The organism is Dryocola clanedunensis subsp. sulfonylureivorans (assembly GCF_016756775.1).
Classification (GTDB): domain Bacteria; phylum Pseudomonadota; class Gammaproteobacteria; order Enterobacterales; family Enterobacteriaceae; genus Dryocola; species Dryocola clanedunensis.
This window is the reverse complement of the sequence record NZ_JAERMU010000022.1, coordinates 1-21,544: the sequence shown is the minus strand read 5'-3', so window position 1 is coordinate 21,544 and position 21,544 is coordinate 1. Positions and strand designations below refer to the sequence as shown.

Genomic DNA, 21,544 nt, shown 5'->3' with positions numbered 1-21,544 from the left:
TAATAAACAGGGCATGGTGACAGGTATCGCCATGCCAAAAATCAGGAGACAGATGTTATGGATATTTCTGTAACTGCTGCAAAACCTACACGCCGTCGTTATTTAACGCTCGTAATGATCTTTATTACGGTGGTGATTTGCTACGTTGACCGCGCCAACCTGGCCGTGGCTTCCGCCCATATTCAGGAAGAGTTCGGTATATCTAAAACCGAGATGGGCTATATCTTTTCGGCCTTTGCCTGGCTGTATACGCTGTGCCAGATCCCCGGCGGCTGGTTCCTCGATCGAGTTGGGTCACGGATGACCTATTTCATTGCGATTTTTGGCTGGTCTGTGGCGACGCTTTTCCAGGGCTTTGCGACCGGGCTGATGTCTTTGATTGGCCTGCGTGCTATCACAGGTATCTTTGAAGCGCCTGCTTTCCCGACCAATAACCGTATGGTGACGAGCTGGTTCCCGGAGCGAGAACGTGCTTCAGCGGTAGGTTTCTACACATCAGGCCAGTTTGTAGGCCTGGCGTTTCTGACCCCGCTGCTTATCTGGATCCAGGAGATACTTAGCTGGCACTGGGTGTTTATTATTACGGGTGCTATCGGGATTGTCTGGTCGTTCATCTGGATCAAAGTGTATCAGGCGCCTCGTGCCAGCAAAGGCATTAACCAGGCGGAGCTGGACTACATTCGTGAAGGCGGTGGTCTGGTGGATGGTGATGCACCCTCTGAGAAAAAAACACGCGTCCCCATGACCGCCGCAGACTGGAAGCTGGTGTTCAACCGCAAGCTGGTTGGCGTTTATATTGGTCAGTTTGCCGTCGCTTCAACGCTCTGGTTCTTCCTGACCTGGTTCCCTAACTACCTGACTCAGGAAAAAGGCATTACCGCGCTGAAGGCTGGCTTTATGACGACCGTGCCGTTCCTGGCCGCGTTCGTTGGCGTGCTGCTGTCAGGCTGGGTAGCTGACCGTCTGGTGCGTAAAGGTTACTCTCTGGGGATAGCACGTAAAACGCCAATCATCATTGGTCTGCTGCTCTCGACCTGCATCATGGGCGCTAACTACACTAACGATCCGGTATGGATAATGACGCTGATGGCTGTGGCCTTCTTCGGCAATGGTTTTGCGTCTATTACCTGGTCGCTTGTCTCGTCGCTGGCACCGATGCGCCTGATTGGCCTGACCGGCGGGGTATTTAACTTCATCGGTGGCCTGGGCGGTATTACCGTACCGCTTGTGATTGGTTATCTTGCCCAGTCGCACGGCTTTGCGCCTGCTCTGGTTTATATCTCGGTCGTCACGCTGATTGGTGCGCTCTCCTACATTCTGCTGGTCGGAAAAGTAGAAAGGGTAGGCTAAAGTGCTAACAAAGAAGGAAAAACGTGGTTTTTCCTTCTTTGTGATTAAGCTGCCGATAATCAATGAATTGATTTTCCTTGTTATCTTTCTGAAGATGCCTGCTAACTTATTCATCTTATAAAGTTTGTTCTAAAACACTCCTTTGTTTTACCCTGAGGCGTCTATCGCTTCAGGGTAATATCGTGACTAAACAACTCACCTTCGCACCGCGTAACCATCAGCTCACCAACACTAACGTCTGGACGCCGGACAGCCAGTGGCTTGCCTTCGATGTTCGCCCCTCTGGCGCGTCCTTTACCAGCCAGACTATTGAGCGCGTAAACGTCGGGACGGGTGACGTTGAAGTGGTTTACAAGGCTCCTGCCGGTGCACATGTTGGCGTCGTGACGGTAAACCCGCAGCTCCCCGAGCGCTACGTCTTTATTCACGGCCCGGAAAACCCGGACGACAGCTGGCAGTACGATTTCCATCATCGCCGCGGCGTGGTGGCGGAAAACAACGTGGCAACCAACCTCGATGCGATGGACATTACCGCACCGTTCACCCCCGGCGCGCTGCGCGGCGGCAGCCACGTTCACGTCTGGAGTCCAGACGGCTCTCGCCTGAGCTTCACCTATAACGACCATGTAATGCACGAATTTGACCCGGCTGAGGATTTACGCAACGTTGGTGTCGCGCTGCCGTTTGGCCCGGTAACACCCGTTAAGCAGCATCCTCGTGAGTACGACGGCAGCCATTACTGTGTGCTGGTTAGCCGGACGACTTCCACGCCCCGTCCGGGTACGGACGAGATAAACCGCGCGTATGAAGAGGGTTGGCTGGGAGAGAAGGGCTACCGCAAGGCCGACGGCAGCCAGCAGCGCTGGGCGCTGGCGTTTATCGGCGATACGCGGGCAGAGAGCGGCGAGAAAGTGCCGGAGCTGTTTATCGTTGATTTGCCGGAGAGCGAAGCTGAGTGGCGGCAGGCGGGCGCGGAGCCGCTTGAAGGCACCGAAACCACCCTCCCGGCGCCTCCGGTCAGCGTTAAGCAGCGCCGGCTGACCTTTACCCATCAGCGCCGCTTCCCGGGCCTTGCACAGCAGCCGCGCCACTGGGTGCGCAGCAGCCCGGACGGCAGCCAGCTGGCCTTTCTGATGAAGGATGACGGTGGCGTGGTGCAGATGTGGCTGATTTCACCGCAGGGCGGGGAGCCGCGGCAGCTCACGCACGGCGCGTCAGACATCCAGTCGGCGTTTAACTGGCATCCTTCGGGCAAAGCGCTGGGATTTGTGGTGGAGAATTGCGTTGTACTTTGCGATGCGCAAAGCGGGGATATCACGCCGCTTACCACTGCGGGGAGCCAACCGCCCTCTGCCGATGCGATAGTCTTCTCTCCAGATGGAAAATATATCGCGTGGATGCAGGATGTGGATGGGTATCGCCAGTTATTTGCGACCCAAACGGCGTGATAACTACTGGGCTGGTGGAATAACCGAGTTGGTCGCCAGATTCTTACTCTCGCTGGCCTCCACTCTGGATTTTAGCGATTTATCGTCGCGGAACATGTCCCACGGCAGCAGCACGGTATCCATGACTGCCGTTAAAGGCATATCCAGCGCCACAAAAGGCTTATATCCCCAACTGGTGTCGCTGTCCGTCAGCATTTCGTAGCTGGCTTTTGTACCCGGGTAGTACCCTTCCTGGCCGCCAGTGTGGGTCATCACGCTTGAACATCCGCACATGACGAATATCCCGCTGCTCAGCACTATTTTTGGAAAGTAGATTTTCATCATCACTGTTACATTCATATCAACGACCGGTTCTGGTCAGGCCACACAGCGGTTATAGCACTCATGTGGAGAATAAATATCTCAAAAATCACCGCTCTGTGGCGGCTGTCGCAGATAAGTCTGGTTTACTTCTTCAGACAGTCTATGTATTGACCACCAAAGCCGCAAAAAATTTCCTTCAATCGCCTTGAAAAGCGCGATTACGGATCCATTTTAAGAATGTGACCGTATGAGAGTACGCCGGAAGGGTGCTCTGGTTTCCCTGGCCTGTCCAAGATGGAAGGCCATTATTGAACCTCGCTGATTTCAGGAGTTTTTAACTATGCGTAATTTCGACCTTTCTCCACTCTATCGTTCCGCCATTGGATTCGACCGCCTGTTCAACCTGCTGGAAAACAATCAAAGCCAAAGCAACGGCGGCTACCCTCCGTATAACGTTGAACTGGTGGATGAAAATAACTACCGCATCACCATTGCCGTCGCCGGTTTTGCTGAAAGCGAGCTGGAGATCACCGCCCAGGATAATTTACTGGTGGTAAAAGGCGCGCACGCTGATGCAGGGCCTGAGCGCACTTATCTTTATCAGGGCATCGCCGAGCGCAATTTCGAGCGTAAATTCCAGCTGGCAGAAAATATCCACATTCGCGGCGCAAATCTCGTGAATGGCCTGCTGTATATCGATCTCGAGCGCGTGATCCCGGAATCAATGAAGCCTCGCCGCATCGAAATTAATTAATTCTGTCGGGTCGCTTCGCGGCCCGCTAAAACCGGCTTGCCGTCAGGGAGCCAATGGCAATTCGCATATTGCCAGGTAATCACTCGCTTCTCAGAAGGAGAAAACTTATGCGTAACTACGATTTATCCCCGCTGCTGCGTCAATGGATCGGCTTTGACAAAATGGCCAACGCCCTGCAAACCTCACCGGAAACCCAGGGGTTCCCGCCTTATAACATCGAAAAAGGCGACGATAACCATTACCGAATCACCCTTGCGCTGGCAGGATTCCGCCAGGAAGATCTGAACATTGAGCTGGAAGGCACGCGTCTTACCGTAAAAGGCGAGCCAGAAAAGGCCGAAAAAGAACCGACGTGGCTGCATCAGGGACTGGTCACCCAGCCGTTTAGCCTGAGCTTTACGCTCGCTGAACACATGAAAGTATCTGGCGCTACCTTCACTAACGGGCTGTTGCATATAGATTTGCTGCGCGAGGTACCGGAAGAAGTTGCTCCGCAGCGTATCGCTATCAGTGAACGTCCGGCGCTCAATAGTTAAACCATAAACGGGGCTGCGGCCCCGTTTCATTTTCAGGCTCTCCTTTTGTTCACCCCCCCTGATGCATTATATTTGCATATACGTAACATTTTGTTGCGTGCTGGATAATCAAACGGGTGGGTTGGGGCGTATGTATTTCGGGAAGATTCGAAGGTTTTTAGAAGTCGCTATTGACGATTATGTGCTTAACCTTTCCCACGTTCTGTTCAAAGAAACAGACGAATACCAGACGCTTAAAAATACCGCCACTCGTAGCGCGCTCACTTCCTCCATCAGATGGTTGTGGCTGGTGGGCGTCAGCTGCTCTTCTTTTATCCTCATCCAGCGCCAGGTACTTAACCTGGAGCATTTCCAGCCGTCGAGCGATCTGTTTGGTTCGAGTATCGACTACACCGTCGGGCTTTTTCTGGGCTTTCTGATAGCCTGCGCGCTTGCCTCCCGCTTTAGCTGGCCGCATCAAATGCTCGCGAAGCTGCATATCAAAGCCCTGGCGTTCGGTTTTTTCCTGCTGGGCTGCTATTGGGCGCTGATACTGACGATGATCGAAGGCAATGAGCAAATTCTCTTCGGTATGTCGCTGTTCTTAATGCTTATTTTTTCTTCATTGGCGGGGTTGTATGTCTCAACCCTGTGCCTTTATAGCTTTATTGTGCCTATCACAGTGCTGCCGCTGCTGATTAAGTACCTCTTTTTTGAGCCTTTTCAGCTCTTCGTCATGATGGGCGTGGTGATGACCCTCTTCCTGGTGGAGACGGGGCGGCGCATGCTTAAACACTGGTTTATTCAGGCGATTCGGCAGGAATACACTAATCAGACTTACGCCGCTGCGCTGGACCAGATAGCCCACAGTGACCCGTTGACGCAAATCCCCAACCGCCGCCAGTTTGACGACCGTATTAATAAACTGATCGCCCTTGCCCCGCTCGCCAACACGCCGCCAACGGTTATCCTGATAGACGTCGATTACTTCAAGAAATACAACGATCGTTACGGGCACCTTGTTGGTGACGAATGCCTTATCCAGGTTGCTCAAGCCCTGACGCACGCGGTGCGTAACGCCAGCGGCGATTTAGTGGCGCGCTACGGCGGCGAGGAGTTTGTGGTGGTACTGTCAGACGTGACGCTTAGCGTGGCGCAGGACGTCGCCGTGCGCATTCAAAATGAAATTAACAGGCTGGCCATCCCGCATGCAGATTCTGATATCGCGGATCACGTCACGATAAGCCAGGGTATTGCCCAGTGGGAGAAGGACGAGTCGGTGGAAAGTCTGCTGACCCGTGCCGATAAAGCCCTTTACCTCTCCAAAGAGCAGGGCCGTAACCGCTTCAACCTTGCGGAGCCAGCTCCTTAGTTTTGGGGGCTTTGCTTCATCTTCCCTCGGGGTGGTGATCGCTGCTGTGCTCCCGCCGTAAATGGTAATCCACCTGGTATTCGCTGGCGTTTCTGAACATCACCGAATAATTCACAAAATCGCCGCTGTCGCTGTAGGAAAGTGAGGTAATTCGCAGGATGGGCGTCTGTTCGGCAATGTTCATCAGCTTTGCCATTTTTCTGTCCGCCAGCACGGGCGTCAGGCTTTCGTAGTTGCCGCAGACCACGATATGGCACTCATCTTCGATGTAGCTGAACTTTGACCCTTCCAGATGCGCCACCGAAAGATTGCGAAACAGCTTCACCGGCATATAGCTGTCCTCCACCATCAGCGGCTTGCCGTCCACCGAGCGCACCCGGCGCGAGTAGTAGATCCGTTCATCAATTTTAATGCGCAGCTGGCTGGCGATGGCGGGCGGCGCGGGCATGATATTGAATTCCAGCACCTCGCTGACCACCTCTTTTCCCTGGTTGCGCATCACCTCGATAAACCCGGTCAGGTTGGTGGTTTCATGATGCACGTCTTTCTTTGCCACAAACGTGCCGCTGCCGTGGCGGCGCTGCACCAGCCCCCAGCCCACCAGTAAATCCACCGCTTTGCGGATCGTCATGCGTGAGACGCCAAACTCTTCCGCCAGGCGGACTTCAGCAGGCAGCGGGCTACCAATGTTGTAATCGGCAGAATTGAGCCGGATGCGCAGCCTGTCGGCTATGGATTTGTAGATCACTGCCAGACCTCTTAGCGGTTTCCCGCTGCGCTTAATGAACCCGTGGTTCATAAGTTAATAAATTGATAAATATTGTATTTAAATCTGATTCACCGACTGAATGCCCGTCGGGAAATCACCGTGTCTACGTTTACCTCAAAAAGTAGACAACTTAGGCCAAACAAAAACCATGAATGCGATCACGAATCGGCGCAGCGGGCAAAGATATGTCCGCGTAGCCTCCCTACTCTCAGTCCCAGACCAGCGTTAAAAAAATAAGGTCACATACCCTACAGGTTGTTACGTGAGGATTTAAAAATGCTCAGTCAAATACAACGTTTTGGTGGCGCAATGTTTACCCCGGTACTGCTGTTTCCGTTCGCCGGGATTGTGGTAGGCATCGCCATTATGCTGCGCAACCCGATGTTCGTCGGCGAAGCGCTTACCGCCCCTGATAATCTCTTTGCCCAAATCGTCCACATCATTGAAGAAGGCGGCTGGACGGTGTTCCGCAACATGCCGCTGATTTTTGCCGTTGGCTTACCGATTGGCCTGGCAAAGCAGGCCCAGGGCCGCGCCTGCCTCGCCGTGCTGGTGAGCTTTATGACCTGGAACTACTTCATCAACGCGATGGGGATGACCTGGGGCAGCTACTTCGGCGTTGATTTCAGCGTCGAGCCGGGAGCCGGTACGGGGCTGGCCATGATTGCCGGTATCAAAACGCTCGATACCAGCATCATCGGCGCGATTGTGATATCTGGCTTCGCCACCGCCATTCATAACCGCTACTTCGACAAGCCGCTGCCGGTGTTCCTCGGCATCTTCCAGGGCAGCTCGTTCGTGGTGATTGTCGCCTTCTTCGCGATGATCCCCTGCGCCTGGCTTACGCTGTTCGGCTGGCCAAAAGTGCAGATGGGCATTGAATCGCTCCAGGAGTTTCTGCGCGGTGCCGGGGCGCTCGGCGTGTGGATTTATACCTTCCTCGAACGCATCCTGATCCCGACCGGCCTGCACCACTTCATCTACGGTCCGTTTATCTTCGGCCCGGCGGTCGTTGAAGGCGGCATCCAGGTTTACTGGGCGCAGCATTTGCAGGAGTTCAGCCAGAGCACGCTGCCGCTGAAAACCCTGTTCCCGGAAGGTGGCTTTGCCCTGCACGGCAACTCAAAAGTCTTCGGCTGCCTTGGCATTGCGCTTGCGCTCTACGCTACAGCCGCGCCGGAAAACCGCGTCAAAGTGGCCGGGCTGCTGATCCCGGCAACGCTCACGGCGATGCTGGTGGGGATCACCGAGCCGCTCGAGTTTACCTTCCTGTTCATCTCCCCCGTACTCTTTGCGGTACACGCTTTTCTTGCCGCGACCATGGCCACGGTAATGTACATGTGCGGCGTGGTGGGCAACATGGGCGGCGGCCTGCTCGACCAGTTCCTGCCGCAAAACTGGATCCCCATGTTCCACAACCACGCGTCGATGATGTTCACGCAGATTGGCATCGGCGTCATCTTCACCGGCATCTACTTCGCGGTATTCCGCACGCTGATCCTGCGCTTCAACCTGAAAACGCCGGGCCGTGAAGAGAGTGAAATCAAGCTCTACAGCAAGGCGGACTACAGGGCCTCACGCGGGCTGACCACCGCTGCGGCCAGCAAAGAAACCAGCCAGGGCCAGGCCGCAGGCTTCCTTGAAGCGCTCGGCGGCACCGGCAACATCCTTAGCGTGAACAACTGCGCGACCCGCCTGCGCATCACCCTTGCGGACATGGCGCTGACCCACGGCGACGACATTTTCAAAGCGCTGGGCGCCCACGGCGTGGTGCGGCGCGGCAACGGTATCCAGGTCATCGTCGGGCTGAACGTCCCGCAGGTCCGCGACCAGATTGAAAGCCTGATGAAAGACACATCTTCGACCGAACTTAAATCCATGACGGAGGCAGTATCATGAAAAAATTCTCTGTAGTAGTAGCCGGCGGCGGCAGCACCTTTACCCCTGGTATCGTACTGATGTTGCTGGCAAACCAGGACCGCTTCCCGCTGCGCGCCCTGAAGTTCTATGACAACGACGGTTCGCGTCAGGAGACCATCGCCGAAGCGTGCAAAGTCATTCTCAGGGAGCAGGCGCCGGACATTGAATTCAGCTACACCACGGACCCGAAGGCGGCGTTTACCGACGTAGATTTCGTGATGGCGCATATCCGCGTGGGCAAATACCCGATGCGTGAAAAAGATGAAAAAATCCCGCTGCGCCACGGCGTTGTAGGCCAGGAAACCTGCGGGCCGGGCGGGATCGCCTACGGCATGCGCTCCATCGGCGGCGTGCTGGAAATCGTCGACTACATGGAAAAATATTCGCCGAACGCCTGGATGCTCAACTACTCCAACCCGGCGGCTATCGTGGCGGAGGCGACCCGCCGCCTGCGTCCGCAGGCGAAAATCCTCAACATCTGCGATATGCCTATCGGCATCGAAAGCCGCATGGCGCAGATTGTCGGCCTGAAAGACCGCAAAGAGATGCGCGTGCGCTACTACGGCCTTAACCACTTCGGCTGGTGGACGTCGATTGAGGATTTACAGGGCAACGATCTGATGCCAAAAATCCGCGAACACGTGGCGAAATTTGGCTATGTTCCGCCATCTGACGAGCACGGCACGGAAGCGAGCTGGAACGACACCTTTGCGAAAGCGAAAGACGTGTGGGCGCTTGATCCTGAAACGTTCCCGAACACCTACCTGAAATACTATCTGTTCCCGGACTACGTGGTGCAGCATTCCAACCCCGAACGCACCCGCGCCAACGAGGTTATGGATCACCGTGAGAAAAACGTCTTCGGCTCCTGCAACGCCATTATCCAGGCCGGGAAATCCTCCGCGGGCGAGCTGGAAATTGACGAGCACGCGTCGTACATCGTCGACCTGGCCACCGCCATCGCGTTTAACACCCAGGAGCGCATGCTGCTGATTGTGCCGAACAACGGGGCCATCAATAACTTCGATCCGGAAGCGATGGTCGAGATCCCATGCCTGGTCGGCAAAAACGGGCCGGAACCGCTGGTCGTCGGCAATATTCCGCAGTTCCAGAAAGGCCTGATGAGCCAGCAGGTGGCGGTAGAAAAACTGGTGGTGGATGCCTGGGAGCATCGTTCGTATCAGAAGCTGTGGCAGGCGATAACCCTGTCGAAAACCGTGCCGAGCGCGTCCGTCGCGAAAGCGATTCTGGATGATTTGGTAGAGGCAAACCGGGAATACTGGCCCGAGCTGAAGTAAATCCTCTGTAACGGTGCCCCTTCGGGCACCGTTCAGACTGATGACAAACCTAAACCGAAAGGAATTCGAAAAGATCTCACCGAATAAATAACAAGGAAAATCAATTCATTGATTTTCGGCTGCTAACCACAAAGAAGGAAAAACCACGCTTTTTTCTTCTTTGTCAGCAATCTAAAACGGTGCCCCTTCGGGCACCGTTTTTTCATTCTCACCGGCTACGTTTTATTTCACTCCGCGCTCCCCCCTTTGGGTAAAGCGTGCTAAATATTAGGTTTTCCCCTCTCATCATAAAGTTACAGGCCATGCATAAGCCGATTCTGATTGCTGCTCTGCTGTCCCTGAGCGCCAGCGCGATGGCCGCCACGCCGCCCGCGCCCGCACCGCAAACCTACGCCAGCCAGCTGGGGACGGGAATAATTGTCGACTGGGCGCGCACCGAGCGCGGCATTCGCGAATTCGATCCGCTGGCGGTGAGGGACTATCAGCAGCGCGGCTTCGGCCACGTGCGCATCCGCGTGACGGGGGAAGCTACGCACCAGCGGCTGGTGCATCTGCAAAAAATCGTTGAGGCCTGCCAGAAGTACAACGTTGTGCCGATCGTCAGCTATCAGGCTGGCAGCGAAAGCGACGCGCAGGTTGTAGCGTGGTGGACGACGACGGCCCGCTACTTTGCCCAGCGCTTCCCGCAGCTCGGCTTCGATATCCTTTACGAACCGTCGGATAAGCTAAGCCACGCCCAGCTCAACGCGCTGTATGAAAAGGCCGGCAAAGCGATTCACAAAATCAGCCCGCAGCGCATGGTGCTGATCTCCCCTCAGGCCTATACCCAGCCCGACAGCCTGAAATGGCCGGACTCCGCGACGGCTCCCGTGATGGCCAACTGGCACCTTTTCCCGTACGGGCCGGTGGCAGTGAAGGGGAAGCGCGGCTGGACGACGGGCACGCCTGCTGAGAAAGCGGCGATCCGCACGCGAATTAACAATGTGCTTCACTGGCAGCAAAAAACCGGGCACAGCAGCTGGGTTGGCGCGTGGTCGGTGGGTGAAGTGGTCAAAAGCGGCCCTACAAAGCAGCAAATTGCCTTCGCCACCTTTACCGCCTGCGAGCTGCAAAAGGCCCACCTGCCGTTTGCGGTAAACGGCGACGGCAAATTTTATGATGGCGAAGAGGGGGCCTGGCGCCCTGAAATGCAGCCGCTGCTGGACGCGATCCTCAGGCCTCGGTGCACTAACTGAGTCGTTTCGCTAACTTTAGGTTGCCGCGCTCCGTCAGATTATGTAGTTTTATGCAAATAAACTGCATAAATACATAATATATCGGAGCGCCACATGATCAGGATGTTAGCAAAATCAGTTCTTCTCGCCGGGTGCATGGTTGCCACCCTCGCCACCGGCGCATACGCGGCCCAGCAGACCTACGTTGTCGGCTCCGGCGGCACCTACCGCCCGTTTGAATTTGAAAACAGCCAGAAGCAGCTGGAAGGCTTCGACATCGACATCATCAAGGCCATCGCCAAAGCCGAAGGGTTTGATATCAAGCTGGTTAACACCCCGTGGGAAGGTATCTTCGCCACCCTGAACTCCGGCGACCGCGACATCATCATTTCCGGCATCACCATCACCGACAAGCGTAAGGCCATGGTCGATTTCTCTGCGCCTTATTTCCCCGCTGAACAGTCCATCGTAGTGCCAACAGATTCTAAAGTAGATTCAGTTAACTCGCTGAAAGGTAAGAAAGTTGGCGTGGTGAACTCCAGCGCTGGCGACATTGTGGTTTCCGATACGCTGGGCAAAAACAGCACCGACATCAAGCGTTTTGATAACACGCCGCTGATGCTGCAGGAGCTGGCGGAGGACGGTATCGACGCCGCCGTGGGCGACGTGGGCGTGATCAAGTACTACATCAAATCCCACCCGGAAAAGCAGCTGAAAACCGTTTCGGACACCAAGTTCGAGCGCCAGTATTTCGGTATCGCCGTGGCGAAGGATAACGCCGAGCTGCGCGAAAAAATCAACGCAGGGCTGAAGAAAATCGTCGCTGACGGCACCTATGCGAAGATCTACACCACGTGGTTTGACAGCAACGTTCCCACCCTCCCCGCTGAATAAATTTGCATGACTCGGGGCCGTTTCGGCCCCAACAAGGACAGGTATGACCGGATTTCGCTGGGAGATAATCTCAGAATACGCGCCGCTATTTATGCAGGGCGCGATCATGACCATCAAATGCACCATCATCTGCGTAATTTTAGGCACCACCTGGGGGCTATTGCTCGGCCTGGGCCGAATGGCGCACGCCGAAGACGGCCCGTGGAAACACGTGCTGCGCTATGCGGTGCAGTGGCCGGTGCGCGTTTACGTCAGCGCCTTCCGCGGTACGCCGCTGTTTGTGCAGATCATGGTGGTTCACTTTGCGCTGGTGCCGCTGTTCATCAACCCGCGCGACGGCATGCTGGTCACCAGCGGCCTGATGTCCGTCGATTTCGCCCGCGAGCTGCGCTCTGAATACGGCGCGTTCCTGTCGTGCGTGGTGGCGATAACCCTGAACGCCGGGGCTTATGTTTCTGAGATCTTCCGTGCTGGCATCCAGTCTATCGATAAGGGCCAGATGGAAGCCTCCCGCGCGCTGGGCATGGGCTGGGGCAAAACAATGCGCAAGGTGATCCTGCCGCAGGCGTTCCGCCGCATCCTGCCGCCGCTGGGCAACAATGCCATTGCCATTGTCAAAGACTCCTCGCTGGCTTCGGCAATCGGCCTGGCCGACCTGGCCTACGCCGCGCGTACCGTTTCCGGCGCCTATGCGACCTACTGGGAGCCGTACCTGACCATCTCGCTGGTCTACTGGGTGCTGACGTTTATTCTGTCGCTGATGGTGCAACACATGGAAAAGAGGTTTGGCAAAAGTGATTCACGTTAACGACCTGCAGAAACAGTTTGGCAAAACCCACGTGCTGCGCGGCATCTCCTGCGATATAGCGCCGCAGGAAGTGGTCTGCGTCATCGGCCCGTCCGGCTCCGGTAAAAGTACCTTCCTGCGCTGCCTGAACGCGCTGGAAAAGCCGGACGGCGGCGAAGTTATGGTGAACGGTTTTGCGGTCCACGACCCAAAAACCAACCTCAATACGCTGCGCGAAACTATCGGTATGGTCTTCCAGCGCTTTAACCTGTTCCCGCACATGACGGTGCTGGAGAACCTGATTATGGCACCGATGTCCCTTAAAGGGCTGTCGAGGGCAGATGCCGTCTCGCGCGCGGAAAAACTGCTGCAAAAGGTGGGGCTGATAGACAAAATCGACGCTTGGCCTTCAAGCCTGTCCGGCGGCCAGCAGCAGCGCGTGGCGATTGCCCGCGCGCTGGCAATGGAGCCCTCGATCATCTTATTCGATGAGCCAACCTCGGCGCTCGACCCGGAGCTGGTAGGGGAAGTACTGGCGGTGATGAAACAGCTGGCGCTGGAGGGCATGACGATGGTGATCGTGACCCACGAAATGGGCTTCGCCAGGGAAGTGGCGGACCGCGTGGTGTTTATCGACCAGGGCGTGATTCAGGAGCAGGGGCCGCCGTCGCAGCTGTTCAGCGCGCCGACCAACCCGCGTACCAAAGAGTTTTTGAGTAAGGTGCTTTAAGAACACAGGCGGGTGACGCTCGCGCCATCCGCCCGATCTGTTGTAGGGTGGATAAGCCTGCGTCATCCACCAGAATCTTTAAACTGCCTCACCGTGCTGCTGAAACTTATGCGACAGCGGCAGCCAGCACAGCAAAATCAGCACGCCCATCGCCGTCATCAGCATCCCCAGGCTGAACTGCCCGGTTTGCGGCAGCAGCGCGGAGAACCACGCCATCGCCCCGGAACCAATGTTTTGCAGGCCGCCAACCAGCGCCCCTGCGGTACCGGCCAGGAATGGGAAAGGCTCCATGGCGCCGCTGGTTGCCAGCGGGAACAGCATCCCCGCGCCGAAAAAGAACAGCGCGGCGGGGACAATCAGCGTCCAGATGTTCATCACGCCGAACCAGCCCGGCAGCCACATTAAAATCCCCGCGAACAGGCAGCTCAGCACCGCCTGCCACATCAGCGCCGAAAACCGCCCGTTCTGACGGCCCGCGTACCAGGAGCCGAAGAACGCCGCCGGAATAGGCAGAATAAACAGAATGCTGACCACCACGCCGTTCAGCCCCAGCACGCCGCCCATCAGCACGCCCGAACAGGCTTCGAAGACCGCCACGCCCGCCAGCCCGCCGACCAGCATCAGCAGATAGCAGTTGAACGAACCGCTGCCGAGCAGCGCCTTATAGCTGGCCCTGAGCCGCTGCGGCTGCGCCTGAACCGGGCGCGTTTCCGGCAGCCAGCGCAGCATGCAGAACGCCACAATCACGCACAGCAGCAGCAGGAAACCATAGCAGGCGCGCCAGCCCCACACCGAATCGAGCATGCCGCCAAGCACCGGCGCAATCAGCGGGCTGACCAGGATGCCCATATTCAGCAGGCTGTTCGCCTGGCGCAGCGACGACCCCTCATAGAGATCGCGCGGCATGGTGCGGGCCATCACCCCGGCCACGCCGGTGCCCATCCCCTGCAGCGCGCTGGCATACACCAGGGCGGATAAATTAGTGGTGAACAGCGCCCAGACCGTCGCTAGGATAAAAATGCCCATCCCGGCCAGGATGACGGGTCGACGCCCGATGCGGTCTGAAATCGGCCCGTAGAACAGCTGGGAAATGCCGTACGTCAGCAGATACGCCGCCATCACCCGCTGGATAGCCCCGTCGCGTACGCCCAGCTCGTGGGCCATATCGGGGATCGACGGAATATAGATCGTCTGGGTCATCTGCCCGACGGCGACCAGCAGAATAAGCATCATCAGCAGGTGAATATTGGCTAACTTTCTCATCGTCTCAGCATGGTTATGGGTGGCAAAGAATAGTCGCCAGTGAATGTCACTGACGCAGTATGAAAATCGAGAGGAATCTACCACAGATAAAGCGCGAGGCAAGATGACGTAGCGTTTTCCCAGACGGCACAAACTGGCCTGATGTAAAGACGGCGCGGCAATGTTTGTTGCCAGCGTTTATTAAAACGGCCCCGCCTCACCAGCGGGGTTTTTTGTTTTTCAGGCCAGCAGGAAGGGGATAAATCAGAAATGAAGGGCGTACAGCTGCGGCTGAAGAAGCCTGTCGTACTCAGTCAAAATAGCCGTTGGGGATCGCCTGCCCAAACCCGTCGCCGCTGTCGGTGCTGTTATCCCGGCGGCCACGCGCCTCAAGCCTTTGCGCACGAAGCTGCTCGCTGATCTCGCGACGCTGGTCGTCACTCAGATACTCTTTGTTGTAATAAGGATCAGGATACGGCGAGCGGATTAAACCCTCATCGGCACGCGAGTTCAAAGAACGCTGGCCGCTACCGGCGGAGCTATCCAGCGACGAACAGCCAGCCAGAACCAGTGGGACCAGTAACAAGAGCGCGAGTTTATAAGCCATTTATCATCACCTGTGAAAGTCTGTCCGCAGCGTACCATGAATAAACGGCCTCAGGCTGTGCTCGATCTCTCCTCAACGAAACGTTTAAACACACTCTTTCCCGCCGCTTTTTACCAGTCTTTCTACGCTTAATAAGCCTGCTAATTAACCGACTAAACGCTGGAGAGAAACATGATAAAGCACCGTTTACCCGCTCTGCTGCTGGGTGCGCTGGCCCTGAGCTTTGGGGCGATGGCCGCCACGCCGGATAACGTCATCACCCCGGTTCGCGGCACGATTGAGAATGTGAACGACAATACCCTGCAGCTCACCACGCGGCAGGGCGAAAAGCTCAGCGTGGGGCTGACGGACAAAACGAAGGTGAACAGCGTCAGCAAAGCGAAGATGAGCGACATCAAGCCGGACAGTTTTATCGGCACCGCCGCCGTGCCCCAGGCCGATGGCACGTTAAAAGCGCTGGAAGTACACGTGTTCGCCCCAGGCCTGCGCGGCTCCGGGGAAGGCTTCAATCCGTTTGAATCCGCCAATGGCCAGGTCAACACCATGACCAACGGCACGGTCGGCAAGCTGGTCAACAGCAATGGCCGCACGATGACGGTGAAATATCACGATAAAGAAAAAACGATCGCCGTCCCGGACGACGTCCCGGTGGTCCTGATAACCCCAGCCGATAAATCGATATTAAAACCAGGCACCAAAGTCGTGCTGTTCGCAATGAAAGACGACAAAGGCAACGCGATCGCCCGCGGGATTTCCGCCGGAAAGGATGGGCTGGTGCCGCCTATGTGAGGGAAGAGGCTGTTGTACTCAATTTCGTTTATTTCGAATACTCTTGTTTTAATTGATTTTACCAGGAGTCATTGACATGACTTAACTCCTTGAATCGCTATTTGGAGAACATTTTCATCAGCTTAATGATTTTGAAACGATGATTGTTGTTATCGCCGCCATTGAAGGCTGGGTTAATCATGAGCGGGCCTGTCAATTGACCAGCAAGCACTCGAAAGACGCAAACTTAACGCTTCCGAGGGTAGTGGATAAGGGGTTTCTTGTCACTAGCGGTGAAAAACGAGATAAATCATTCAGCTTACCTGGTATGGAGCCACTAACTCCTGAAGATGTATTTGCTAATGCGTTAAGTTCGGCAAAAAGCTTAACGCATAGTGACGGTAACTTAACGTATAGCGATCCGGATGGTGTGGAACAAAACAAGATTAGAGATAAAAATGTCAGCTTCATTAGTGAGTTATTAGACCGGCCTTTTATTGACGATCTTGATGTTCTGGGTGTTGAATTCTGTGCATTTCTTGAAGCCATGGCTGCTCCTTCCAAAGAACACCGTCGGCTTGACACTGAGGTGATGAAAGAACTGCTTCTAAGATTATGCGATGGTCATTACCTATCGGTGTCGGTGATGGAGATTTTGTTGGGACGTAAGGCGCAGAGTATTCGGCAGAACTATTTAAAACCGATGGTGGATGTAAAGCAGTTGAAACTGGCGTTCCCAAATAAACCTAACTCCCCAAAGCAGGGGTATGCGCTGGAATAATTGAGCCTAATACCTAATAGATGGAAGCTAGTCCCGACGGACCTGTATCGAGTTGGCCTAGTGAGAGCGAAGCTGCAAAATGTAACATCTGATTTTTTTGAACTGGATCTGAGTAAAAATCACTCACCTGTGAAATGGTTACCTTAACAATTACCCATTGATGATTCAGGGAGTAGGGATGTTGTCACAGGATAAAGGCTGCCAGTTCAGGGTGTTAGATTGCCACATCTTACAAAATCTTACTTTTATGTGCCCCACCGGGCACGGCGATAAAATACCTTCTGGTGTATGATTGACAGGAATTTAACCAGATAAAAAACAGGGATTGAAGTGCGTGAGGGATACAACAGACAACACCACCGTGACCTGTCTGAGTCACAAAATGAAATACAAAGAAGTCGCCTGTGGTAAACAGTTGAAACACTGGCTGGAGCTGCAGTTTGTAGACGAGGACAACAATGCGGTATCCGGCCTGAAGGTTCAGCTGGAATACCATCCGCTGGCCACAGCGGCGGAGCTGGCGCTGTGGGCCAAGGGCGGCCACACCCGGTTTGACCCCACGCCGCCGCCGAATCTGCCCGCCGGCGTCACCGACAGTCAGGGACTGGTACGGTTCGATGACCTGTACTGGATAGCGGTAGACGTGAAAACTGATGGACAGAAGCTGGCCGACATCATGGAACAGCGTCCGTTGGGCATCCGGCGTAACCCGAACAGCCAGCCGGTGAGTGGAAACGCCTTTCGCCGGGAGACGCGGGACAAAAACTGGCGCACAGACGTGCAGGAGAAAGCGGAAGCCGTCGGTTACCGGCATCACTATGTGACCATCGGGGAGCTGTGCGATCGGCTGCCTGATATGCCTGGATGGGACTCGCCTGAACCGCCGGTGTTTCATTTTCCGCCGGGAAAGGCGTTGAAAGGGACGGAAATCACGCGGGATGCACTGGAGCAGCGACACGTTATCGAAATCTGTCCGTTCCGGGCGTGGGTGCTGCCCCTGCACGACACCAAGGACTATGACCTGGCGAACGCGCTAAACCTCGGCATCATGGCCGATCTGGTGTATGCCGCCGAGGCGAATAATCCGACCATCGATTATTTTTTCCGGCAGAAGTGTCAGGATCTGTCCTGCCTCCCACAACTTGCGGAATACCCGAATTATTTTCACACGCTGGCGGAGGACGTGCCGTTCCGCGACCGCTACCTGTCTACATGAACACCGGGGAGGGTGACACGGGAGAAGGTGATACCCGCCTGTTTGCGGTGGAATGTGCCTCTCACGTGCTGGTCGCCTGGTGCGGAACCGACAGTCTGCTGAATGTCCTGACTGATTTGTCCTTTGCCCCGAAGCGGTGTCTGCCGGAGCTGGCCGGAGCTGGAAGCGTTCACGGCGGTTTTCTGGAAGCCTATCAGCTGGCAAAGAGGAAGTTTGGGGATAAGTTTGATCTTCGGGCACTCAGAACATCCTTAGACAAAGGAAAGTCATTATTTATTTGTGGTCATAGTCTGGGCGGGGCGCTGGCGCTGCTGTATGCCGCAGAGATGAAGGATTACCAGCCCGTTCTGTACACCTACGGGATGCCGCGGAGCTTCACCCGCTCGGCGATCGCCTCTCTGGCCGGCATCACACACTACCGGCATGTCAACGACAATGACACGATCACGCAGATGCCGCCGGATGCCGATCTCGATAATGAGTTTTACAGAACGTGGGGGCCTCTGGGCGACAAGCTGGGATTTGACTGGTCACTGACCACTGCTGCAGGGCTAAGTGTGGCAGTGCGGGACCTGACGTACCAGTCAACCGGGCTTGCGGAGAAAAAAGACCCTTACTGGCATCACGGCAGCACGGTGATATTTTTCCGGGCGCAGCAGTGCGCGATGCGTACCGCCAGCCCGTACCAGAAAAGCCTGGTCGACGGGCAGGCCTACACCCGGCATTTTGTGGCCACTAAGCTGTATGTGGTGCCGTCCCTGAATGAGGAGTGCCTGATATCCACCAGTGAACATCAGGCCTCGTTTATCCAGTGCCTGAACCCGGCCAGCCTGGCAAAGACCTTTCCGCAGAATACTAACCCGGCGCTGAACGGCATCGGAACTGATCCCCGCAGCCACTCGATGGCGCACCGCTACCTGCCCTATATTCACAATCAGGTGCTGGAACTGGCCGATCCGGCCCGCGATATGAACCGGAAAGAGATGCGGGTCATGTTCCGGGAAGAGGTTGAGAAAGGCGCAGCCTACAGCAACCAGGATGAGGTTGAGCGTAACCGTGAGTTTCTGGCGCTGCAGGACATGCTGCCGGTGGCGCTGAGGCGAACACAGGCGGAAGAAACAGGAAAAAATGCCCTGCTGCGTTTTGCGGCGGTAACGGAGGAAGAAGTTGAACTCTCTCAGTAAAACCGCCTTTATTGCATGCGCTGTGACGCTGCTCTTCGGGTGTGATAACCGTCCTGATAAGACACTTTCTCCCCCGGAGGGGGCAAAGTGGGTGGACGTCACTTTCCGGGTCCCTGAGGGGATTACACTGCAGCCTGCCGAGCTGTTGTACCGTTCGGCGCAGTGCAAATCTGTCCGCTATAACTCAAGCAACGAACCGCATGATATACCGGGGTATAACGATACTGAGCGGCCATTTGGCGCGCCAGATGGTGACAATATCCGGCGTTTACGGGTTGCAGTAGATGGCGGCGGCCCGTGCCAGTGGAGGCTGAACTCACTGATGGTGAGCTTCAGGATTGCGGACGATATTCCTCTGGTGAAGGGAAAAGAGGTTATCGATACCAGTTATATCTTCGATTTCGGGGACTACGGACTCAGTGATGGTTACGGGACTGGGCAGGCTAAAGCATTCAGCGGGGAGAGACTGGAACTTAAGACAGACTTTTTCCCTATGGTAGTTCACCATATTGATAATGCAGTAGATCTGTCTCTTTTCGGTGGTAATACAGGATATGAGCAGTGGCGGAGGAGATATAAAACAGTAGATGTGGAAAGCATTAAAATTGAGCCGCAAATACACCTCAATAAAGTAGTTGTGTTAACTCCACCTGCTATACGACCGGGAAATTTAACGGCGACTTATCCAAATGGTATTAGTGAAGATATAACTAATATCTACCCGAATTACGACAAGTTGCTGTCAATGAAATAGGTGGAATATGTACCGAGTAAAAAAGGATCTTCTTGACGTCCTTTTTACACTTTCGGTCTCCGAACTCGCTCATTTTGTAAAATGTCGCATTTTGCAGCTTCGCTCCCACTGGGCCGAGTTGAGATCAGGACTCACGCGGTTAATGAGCATCTTCACGCCCTGATTCAGCAGCTGGTTGATACTCTCCCCGCTTGCCTGCGCAATACGTTCCAGCGCTGCATGGTCTTCCGGTGACAGGCGGGCAGAGATTTTTCCGCTATAGGATTTATAAGGCTCAATCCCTTTATATGAATACCTATAAAGTCCGTGCATTGATATTAATTAAATGATTAATTGGCTTTGGTATCACAACGAATAATGATTAAACGTAACGTGTTTTTTATTTTTCATTCTTTAGATAAATGATTTTTTTCTAACTATCCACATTGCTTATATTTTCAATAATAGTGATTTGCGTTTCAAAAAATAAAAAGGAAGTATGGTTAACTCAATAAAAGGAAAAGTTAAGTTAATCAAGGAGGTTAGATGAGCTGGAATAAAGATGTCGCCATTCAACATTTAAGGACCAGGGCCGGAGGCACCTCAAGTAGCCATTGTGCACAATACACGCGAGAAGCGATTGAAGCCGGAGGAGTCACGCTTGCACGAACGACACATGCAAAAGATTATGGTTCTTCATTAATTAGCGCTGGTTTTAGAGAAGTACCACCGGGTTCGACATTATGGGCTGGGGATGTAGTAGTTATTCAACCTTATCCGGGTGGCAACCCGAGCGGGCATATGGCGATGTTCGATGGAACAACCTGGATATCTGACTTCAGACAACGCACCATGTACCCAGGCCCTGGTTACAGAAGAACCAATCCACCCTACAAAATTTACAGGATGCATTGATGCGCGTACTCATTCTTATTGCTGCTTTTATTCTTACAGCCTGCAACGCCAATCCCCACAATCAGGCATCTGAACAAACAGAGAATTTTTATCGCTGGTATCTTTCAGGGCCTCATAAAAATTTAGACTCAGCAGAGATGCAACATTACGTAGCGGCGAACACGCTCAAACGACTAGCTGATATCTCGAAAATTCCTGAACAGGAAATAGTTAATTCTGATTACTTCACCTATACGCAAGACTACGATCCGCAATGGAGATCAGCGTTAAAAGTCGGTGAAGCTCAGCCTGTTATGGGAGGTGAAGCGGTGGATGTCTGGCTAGGCGTTGAGGATGGAAATAATATTCATCTGAAAGCTTATCTGCGCGAGGAAAAAAACGAATGGAAGATTTATCGGGTCAGGGATATCACCGATAACTTCGAGCATAAAATCTTTGATGCCGGAGCCAGGTAGGGTGGATAAGCGGCAGCGCCATCCACCGTTGTTTTGAAGCAGAAGGCGGATGACGCAGGCTTATCCGCCCTTGTATCTTGAACCGGTAGCTGGTTAGCTACCGGTTACACGAAACGGAGGAAGCTTGTATCCGCCCTGAAGACGCCGATCTTTCTTCGTAGCTTAAGCCCTCCGTTTCACCTTTCACGTCACTCAAAATCCGAACGGTAACCAGAAGCTCTGACTTCGTATGTACAAGGCTGGAATGACGTGTTGGCTCAGGTGAAAGGAGACAAAATATGTTCACTCT

The 21,544-nt window shown here is 54.5% G+C and carries 22 protein-coding genes, 1 pseudogene and 1 other annotated feature; of the genes and pseudogenes, 18 read left to right on the top strand and 5 right to left on the bottom strand.

Annotated elements, in window-relative coordinates; translation table 11 throughout:
* Window positions 1-13: 13 nt before the first annotated feature.
* A pseudogene (locus HYQ67_RS19185) lies at window positions 14-1,350 on the top strand (MFS transporter).
* 182 nt (window positions 1,351-1,532) lie between these two features.
* Window positions 1,533-2,798: a DUF3748 domain-containing protein gene (locus tag HYQ67_RS19180; protein WP_202306242.1), complete on the top strand. Its 1,266-nt coding sequence runs from the start codon at window positions 1,533-1,535 to the stop codon at window positions 2,796-2,798.
* Between the two features lie 3 nt (window positions 2,799-2,801).
* On the opposite strand, the gene HYQ67_RS19175 is transcribed toward HYQ67_RS19180, so the two are convergent.
* On the bottom strand, window positions 2,802-3,122 hold the full coding sequence (locus HYQ67_RS19175) for a YceK/YidQ family lipoprotein (RefSeq protein ID WP_202306457.1): 321 nt from the start codon (window positions 3,120-3,122) through the stop codon (window positions 2,802-2,804).
* A 249-nt stretch (window positions 3,123-3,371) separates the two neighbouring features.
* Window positions 3,372-3,448 (top strand) — a sequence feature (ROSE (Repression Of Heat Shock gene Expression) occurs in the 5'-region of heat shock genes and acts as an RNA thermometer to modulate expression.).
* Between HYQ67_RS19175 and ibpA the strand changes: the two genes are divergently transcribed.
* The 3 genes from ibpA (at window position 3,442) to HYQ67_RS19160 (ending at window position 5,742) form a co-directional block, all read left to right on the top strand.
* A complete protein-coding gene (gene ibpA / locus HYQ67_RS19170; protein ID WP_202306241.1) occupies window positions 3,442-3,855 on the top strand; it encodes a small heat shock chaperone IbpA in 414 nt (137 codons plus the stop codon). (Overlaps the previous feature by 7 nt.)
* 107 nt (window positions 3,856-3,962) lie before the next feature.
* Complete coding sequence (gene ibpB, locus HYQ67_RS19165; RefSeq protein WP_202306240.1) at window positions 3,963-4,391, top strand: small heat shock chaperone IbpB; 429 nt, start codon at window positions 3,963-3,965, stop codon at window positions 4,389-4,391.
* 130 nt (window positions 4,392-4,521) lie between these two features.
* Window positions 4,522-5,742, top strand: coding sequence for a GGDEF domain-containing protein (locus HYQ67_RS19160; RefSeq protein ID WP_202306239.1), 1,221 nt, complete (start codon window positions 4,522-4,524; stop codon window positions 5,740-5,742).
* A 16-nt stretch (window positions 5,743-5,758) separates the two neighbouring features.
* Here the strand turns inward: HYQ67_RS19160 and HYQ67_RS19155 are convergent, their stop codons facing one another.
* Window positions 5,759-6,490, bottom strand: a complete 732-nt coding sequence (locus HYQ67_RS19155) for a UTRA domain-containing protein (protein ID WP_202306238.1) — start codon at window positions 6,488-6,490, stop codon at window positions 5,759-5,761.
* Window positions 6,491-6,787: 297 nt separating this feature from the next.
* Between HYQ67_RS19155 and HYQ67_RS19150 the strand changes: the two genes are divergently transcribed.
* The 6 genes from HYQ67_RS19150 (at window position 6,788) to HYQ67_RS19125 (ending at window position 13,354) form a co-directional block, all read left to right on the top strand.
* Window positions 6,788-8,410 carry an alpha-glucoside-specific PTS transporter subunit IIBC gene (locus HYQ67_RS19150; protein ID WP_202306236.1) on the top strand — a complete coding sequence of 541 codons (1,623 nt, stop codon included), beginning with the start codon at window positions 6,788-6,790 and terminating at the stop codon, window positions 8,408-8,410.
* Entirely contained in the window at window positions 8,407-9,729 is a 1,323-nt protein-coding gene (locus tag HYQ67_RS19145) for a 6-phospho-alpha-glucosidase (RefSeq protein WP_202306234.1), read from the top strand. Before HYQ67_RS19150 ends, HYQ67_RS19145 begins: the two co-directional genes overlap by 4 nt.
* Window positions 9,730-10,031: 302 nt before the next feature.
* Window positions 10,032-10,964 (top strand): glycoside hydrolase family 5 protein, encoded by a 933-nt coding sequence (locus HYQ67_RS19140; RefSeq protein ID WP_202306232.1) that lies wholly within the window; start codon window positions 10,032-10,034, stop codon window positions 10,962-10,964.
* A gap of 102 nt (window positions 10,965-11,066) precedes the next feature.
* On the top strand, window positions 11,067-11,837 hold the full coding sequence (locus HYQ67_RS19135) for a basic amino acid ABC transporter substrate-binding protein (protein ID WP_202306230.1): 771 nt from the start codon (window positions 11,067-11,069) through the stop codon (window positions 11,835-11,837).
* A 43-nt stretch (window positions 11,838-11,880) separates the two neighbouring features.
* Window positions 11,881-12,645: an amino acid ABC transporter permease gene (locus HYQ67_RS19130; protein ID WP_202306228.1), complete on the top strand. Its 765-nt coding sequence runs from the start codon at window positions 11,881-11,883 to the stop codon at window positions 12,643-12,645.
* Complete coding sequence (locus HYQ67_RS19125) at window positions 12,632-13,354, top strand: amino acid ABC transporter ATP-binding protein (RefSeq protein ID WP_202306455.1); 723 nt, start codon at window positions 12,632-12,634, stop codon at window positions 13,352-13,354. The genes HYQ67_RS19130 and HYQ67_RS19125 overlap by 14 nt, the downstream gene beginning before the upstream one ends.
* 78 nt (window positions 13,355-13,432) lie before the next feature.
* On the opposite strand, the gene emrD is transcribed toward HYQ67_RS19125, so the two are convergent.
* Both emrD and HYQ67_RS19115 read right to left on the bottom strand, forming a co-directional pair.
* The gene (emrD, locus tag HYQ67_RS19120) at window positions 13,433-14,617 is read right to left on the bottom strand and encodes a multidrug efflux MFS transporter EmrD (RefSeq protein ID WP_202306226.1); all 1,185 of its coding nucleotides are present in this window, start codon (window positions 14,615-14,617) and stop codon (window positions 13,433-13,435) included.
* A gap of 289 nt (window positions 14,618-14,906) precedes the next feature.
* Window positions 14,907-15,203, bottom strand: a complete 297-nt coding sequence (locus HYQ67_RS19115) for a hypothetical protein (RefSeq protein ID WP_202306224.1) — start codon at window positions 15,201-15,203, stop codon at window positions 14,907-14,909.
* Between the two features lie 171 nt (window positions 15,204-15,374).
* On the opposite strand from HYQ67_RS19115, the gene HYQ67_RS19110 reads away from it, so the two are divergent.
* The 5 genes from HYQ67_RS19110 to HYQ67_RS19095 all read left to right on the top strand — a co-directional run bounded on the left by HYQ67_RS19110 (window position 15,375) and on the right by HYQ67_RS19095 (window position 19,906).
* Window positions 15,375-15,992, top strand: a complete 618-nt coding sequence (locus HYQ67_RS19110; RefSeq protein ID WP_202306222.1) for a hypothetical protein — start codon at window positions 15,375-15,377, stop codon at window positions 15,990-15,992.
* 139 nt (window positions 15,993-16,131) lie between these two features.
* A complete protein-coding gene (locus HYQ67_RS19105; RefSeq protein ID WP_237391337.1) occupies window positions 16,132-16,752 on the top strand; it encodes a Fic family protein in 621 nt (206 codons plus the stop codon).
* 382 nt (window positions 16,753-17,134) lie between these two features.
* Window positions 17,135-17,968: a hypothetical protein gene (locus tag HYQ67_RS24050; protein WP_237391336.1), complete on the top strand. Its 834-nt coding sequence runs from the start codon at window positions 17,135-17,137 to the stop codon at window positions 17,966-17,968.
* Complete coding sequence (locus tag HYQ67_RS24045) at window positions 17,965-19,152, top strand: lipase family protein (RefSeq protein WP_237391335.1); 1,188 nt, start codon at window positions 17,965-17,967, stop codon at window positions 19,150-19,152. The genes HYQ67_RS24050 and HYQ67_RS24045 overlap by 4 nt, the downstream gene beginning before the upstream one ends.
* Window positions 19,136-19,906, top strand: a complete 771-nt coding sequence (locus HYQ67_RS19095) for a hypothetical protein (protein ID WP_237391334.1) — start codon at window positions 19,136-19,138, stop codon at window positions 19,904-19,906. Before HYQ67_RS24045 ends, HYQ67_RS19095 begins: the two co-directional genes overlap by 17 nt.
* A 69-nt stretch (window positions 19,907-19,975) precedes the next feature.
* Here the strand turns inward: HYQ67_RS19095 and HYQ67_RS19090 are convergent, their stop codons facing one another.
* Window positions 19,976-20,218: a toxin-antitoxin system HicB family antitoxin gene (locus HYQ67_RS19090; protein ID WP_202306220.1), complete on the bottom strand. Its 243-nt coding sequence runs from the start codon at window positions 20,216-20,218 to the stop codon at window positions 19,976-19,978.
* Between the two features lie 213 nt (window positions 20,219-20,431).
* Between HYQ67_RS19090 and HYQ67_RS19085 the strand changes: the two genes are divergently transcribed.
* Window positions 20,432-20,800, top strand: a complete 369-nt coding sequence (locus HYQ67_RS19085; protein ID WP_202306218.1) for a hypothetical protein — start codon at window positions 20,432-20,434, stop codon at window positions 20,798-20,800.
* Complete coding sequence (locus tag HYQ67_RS19080; protein ID WP_202306216.1) at window positions 20,800-21,255, top strand: YqhG/Tai3 family protein; 456 nt, start codon at window positions 20,800-20,802, stop codon at window positions 21,253-21,255. The genes HYQ67_RS19085 and HYQ67_RS19080 overlap by 1 nt, the downstream gene beginning before the upstream one ends.
* Window positions 21,256-21,544: the final 289 nt, after the last annotated feature.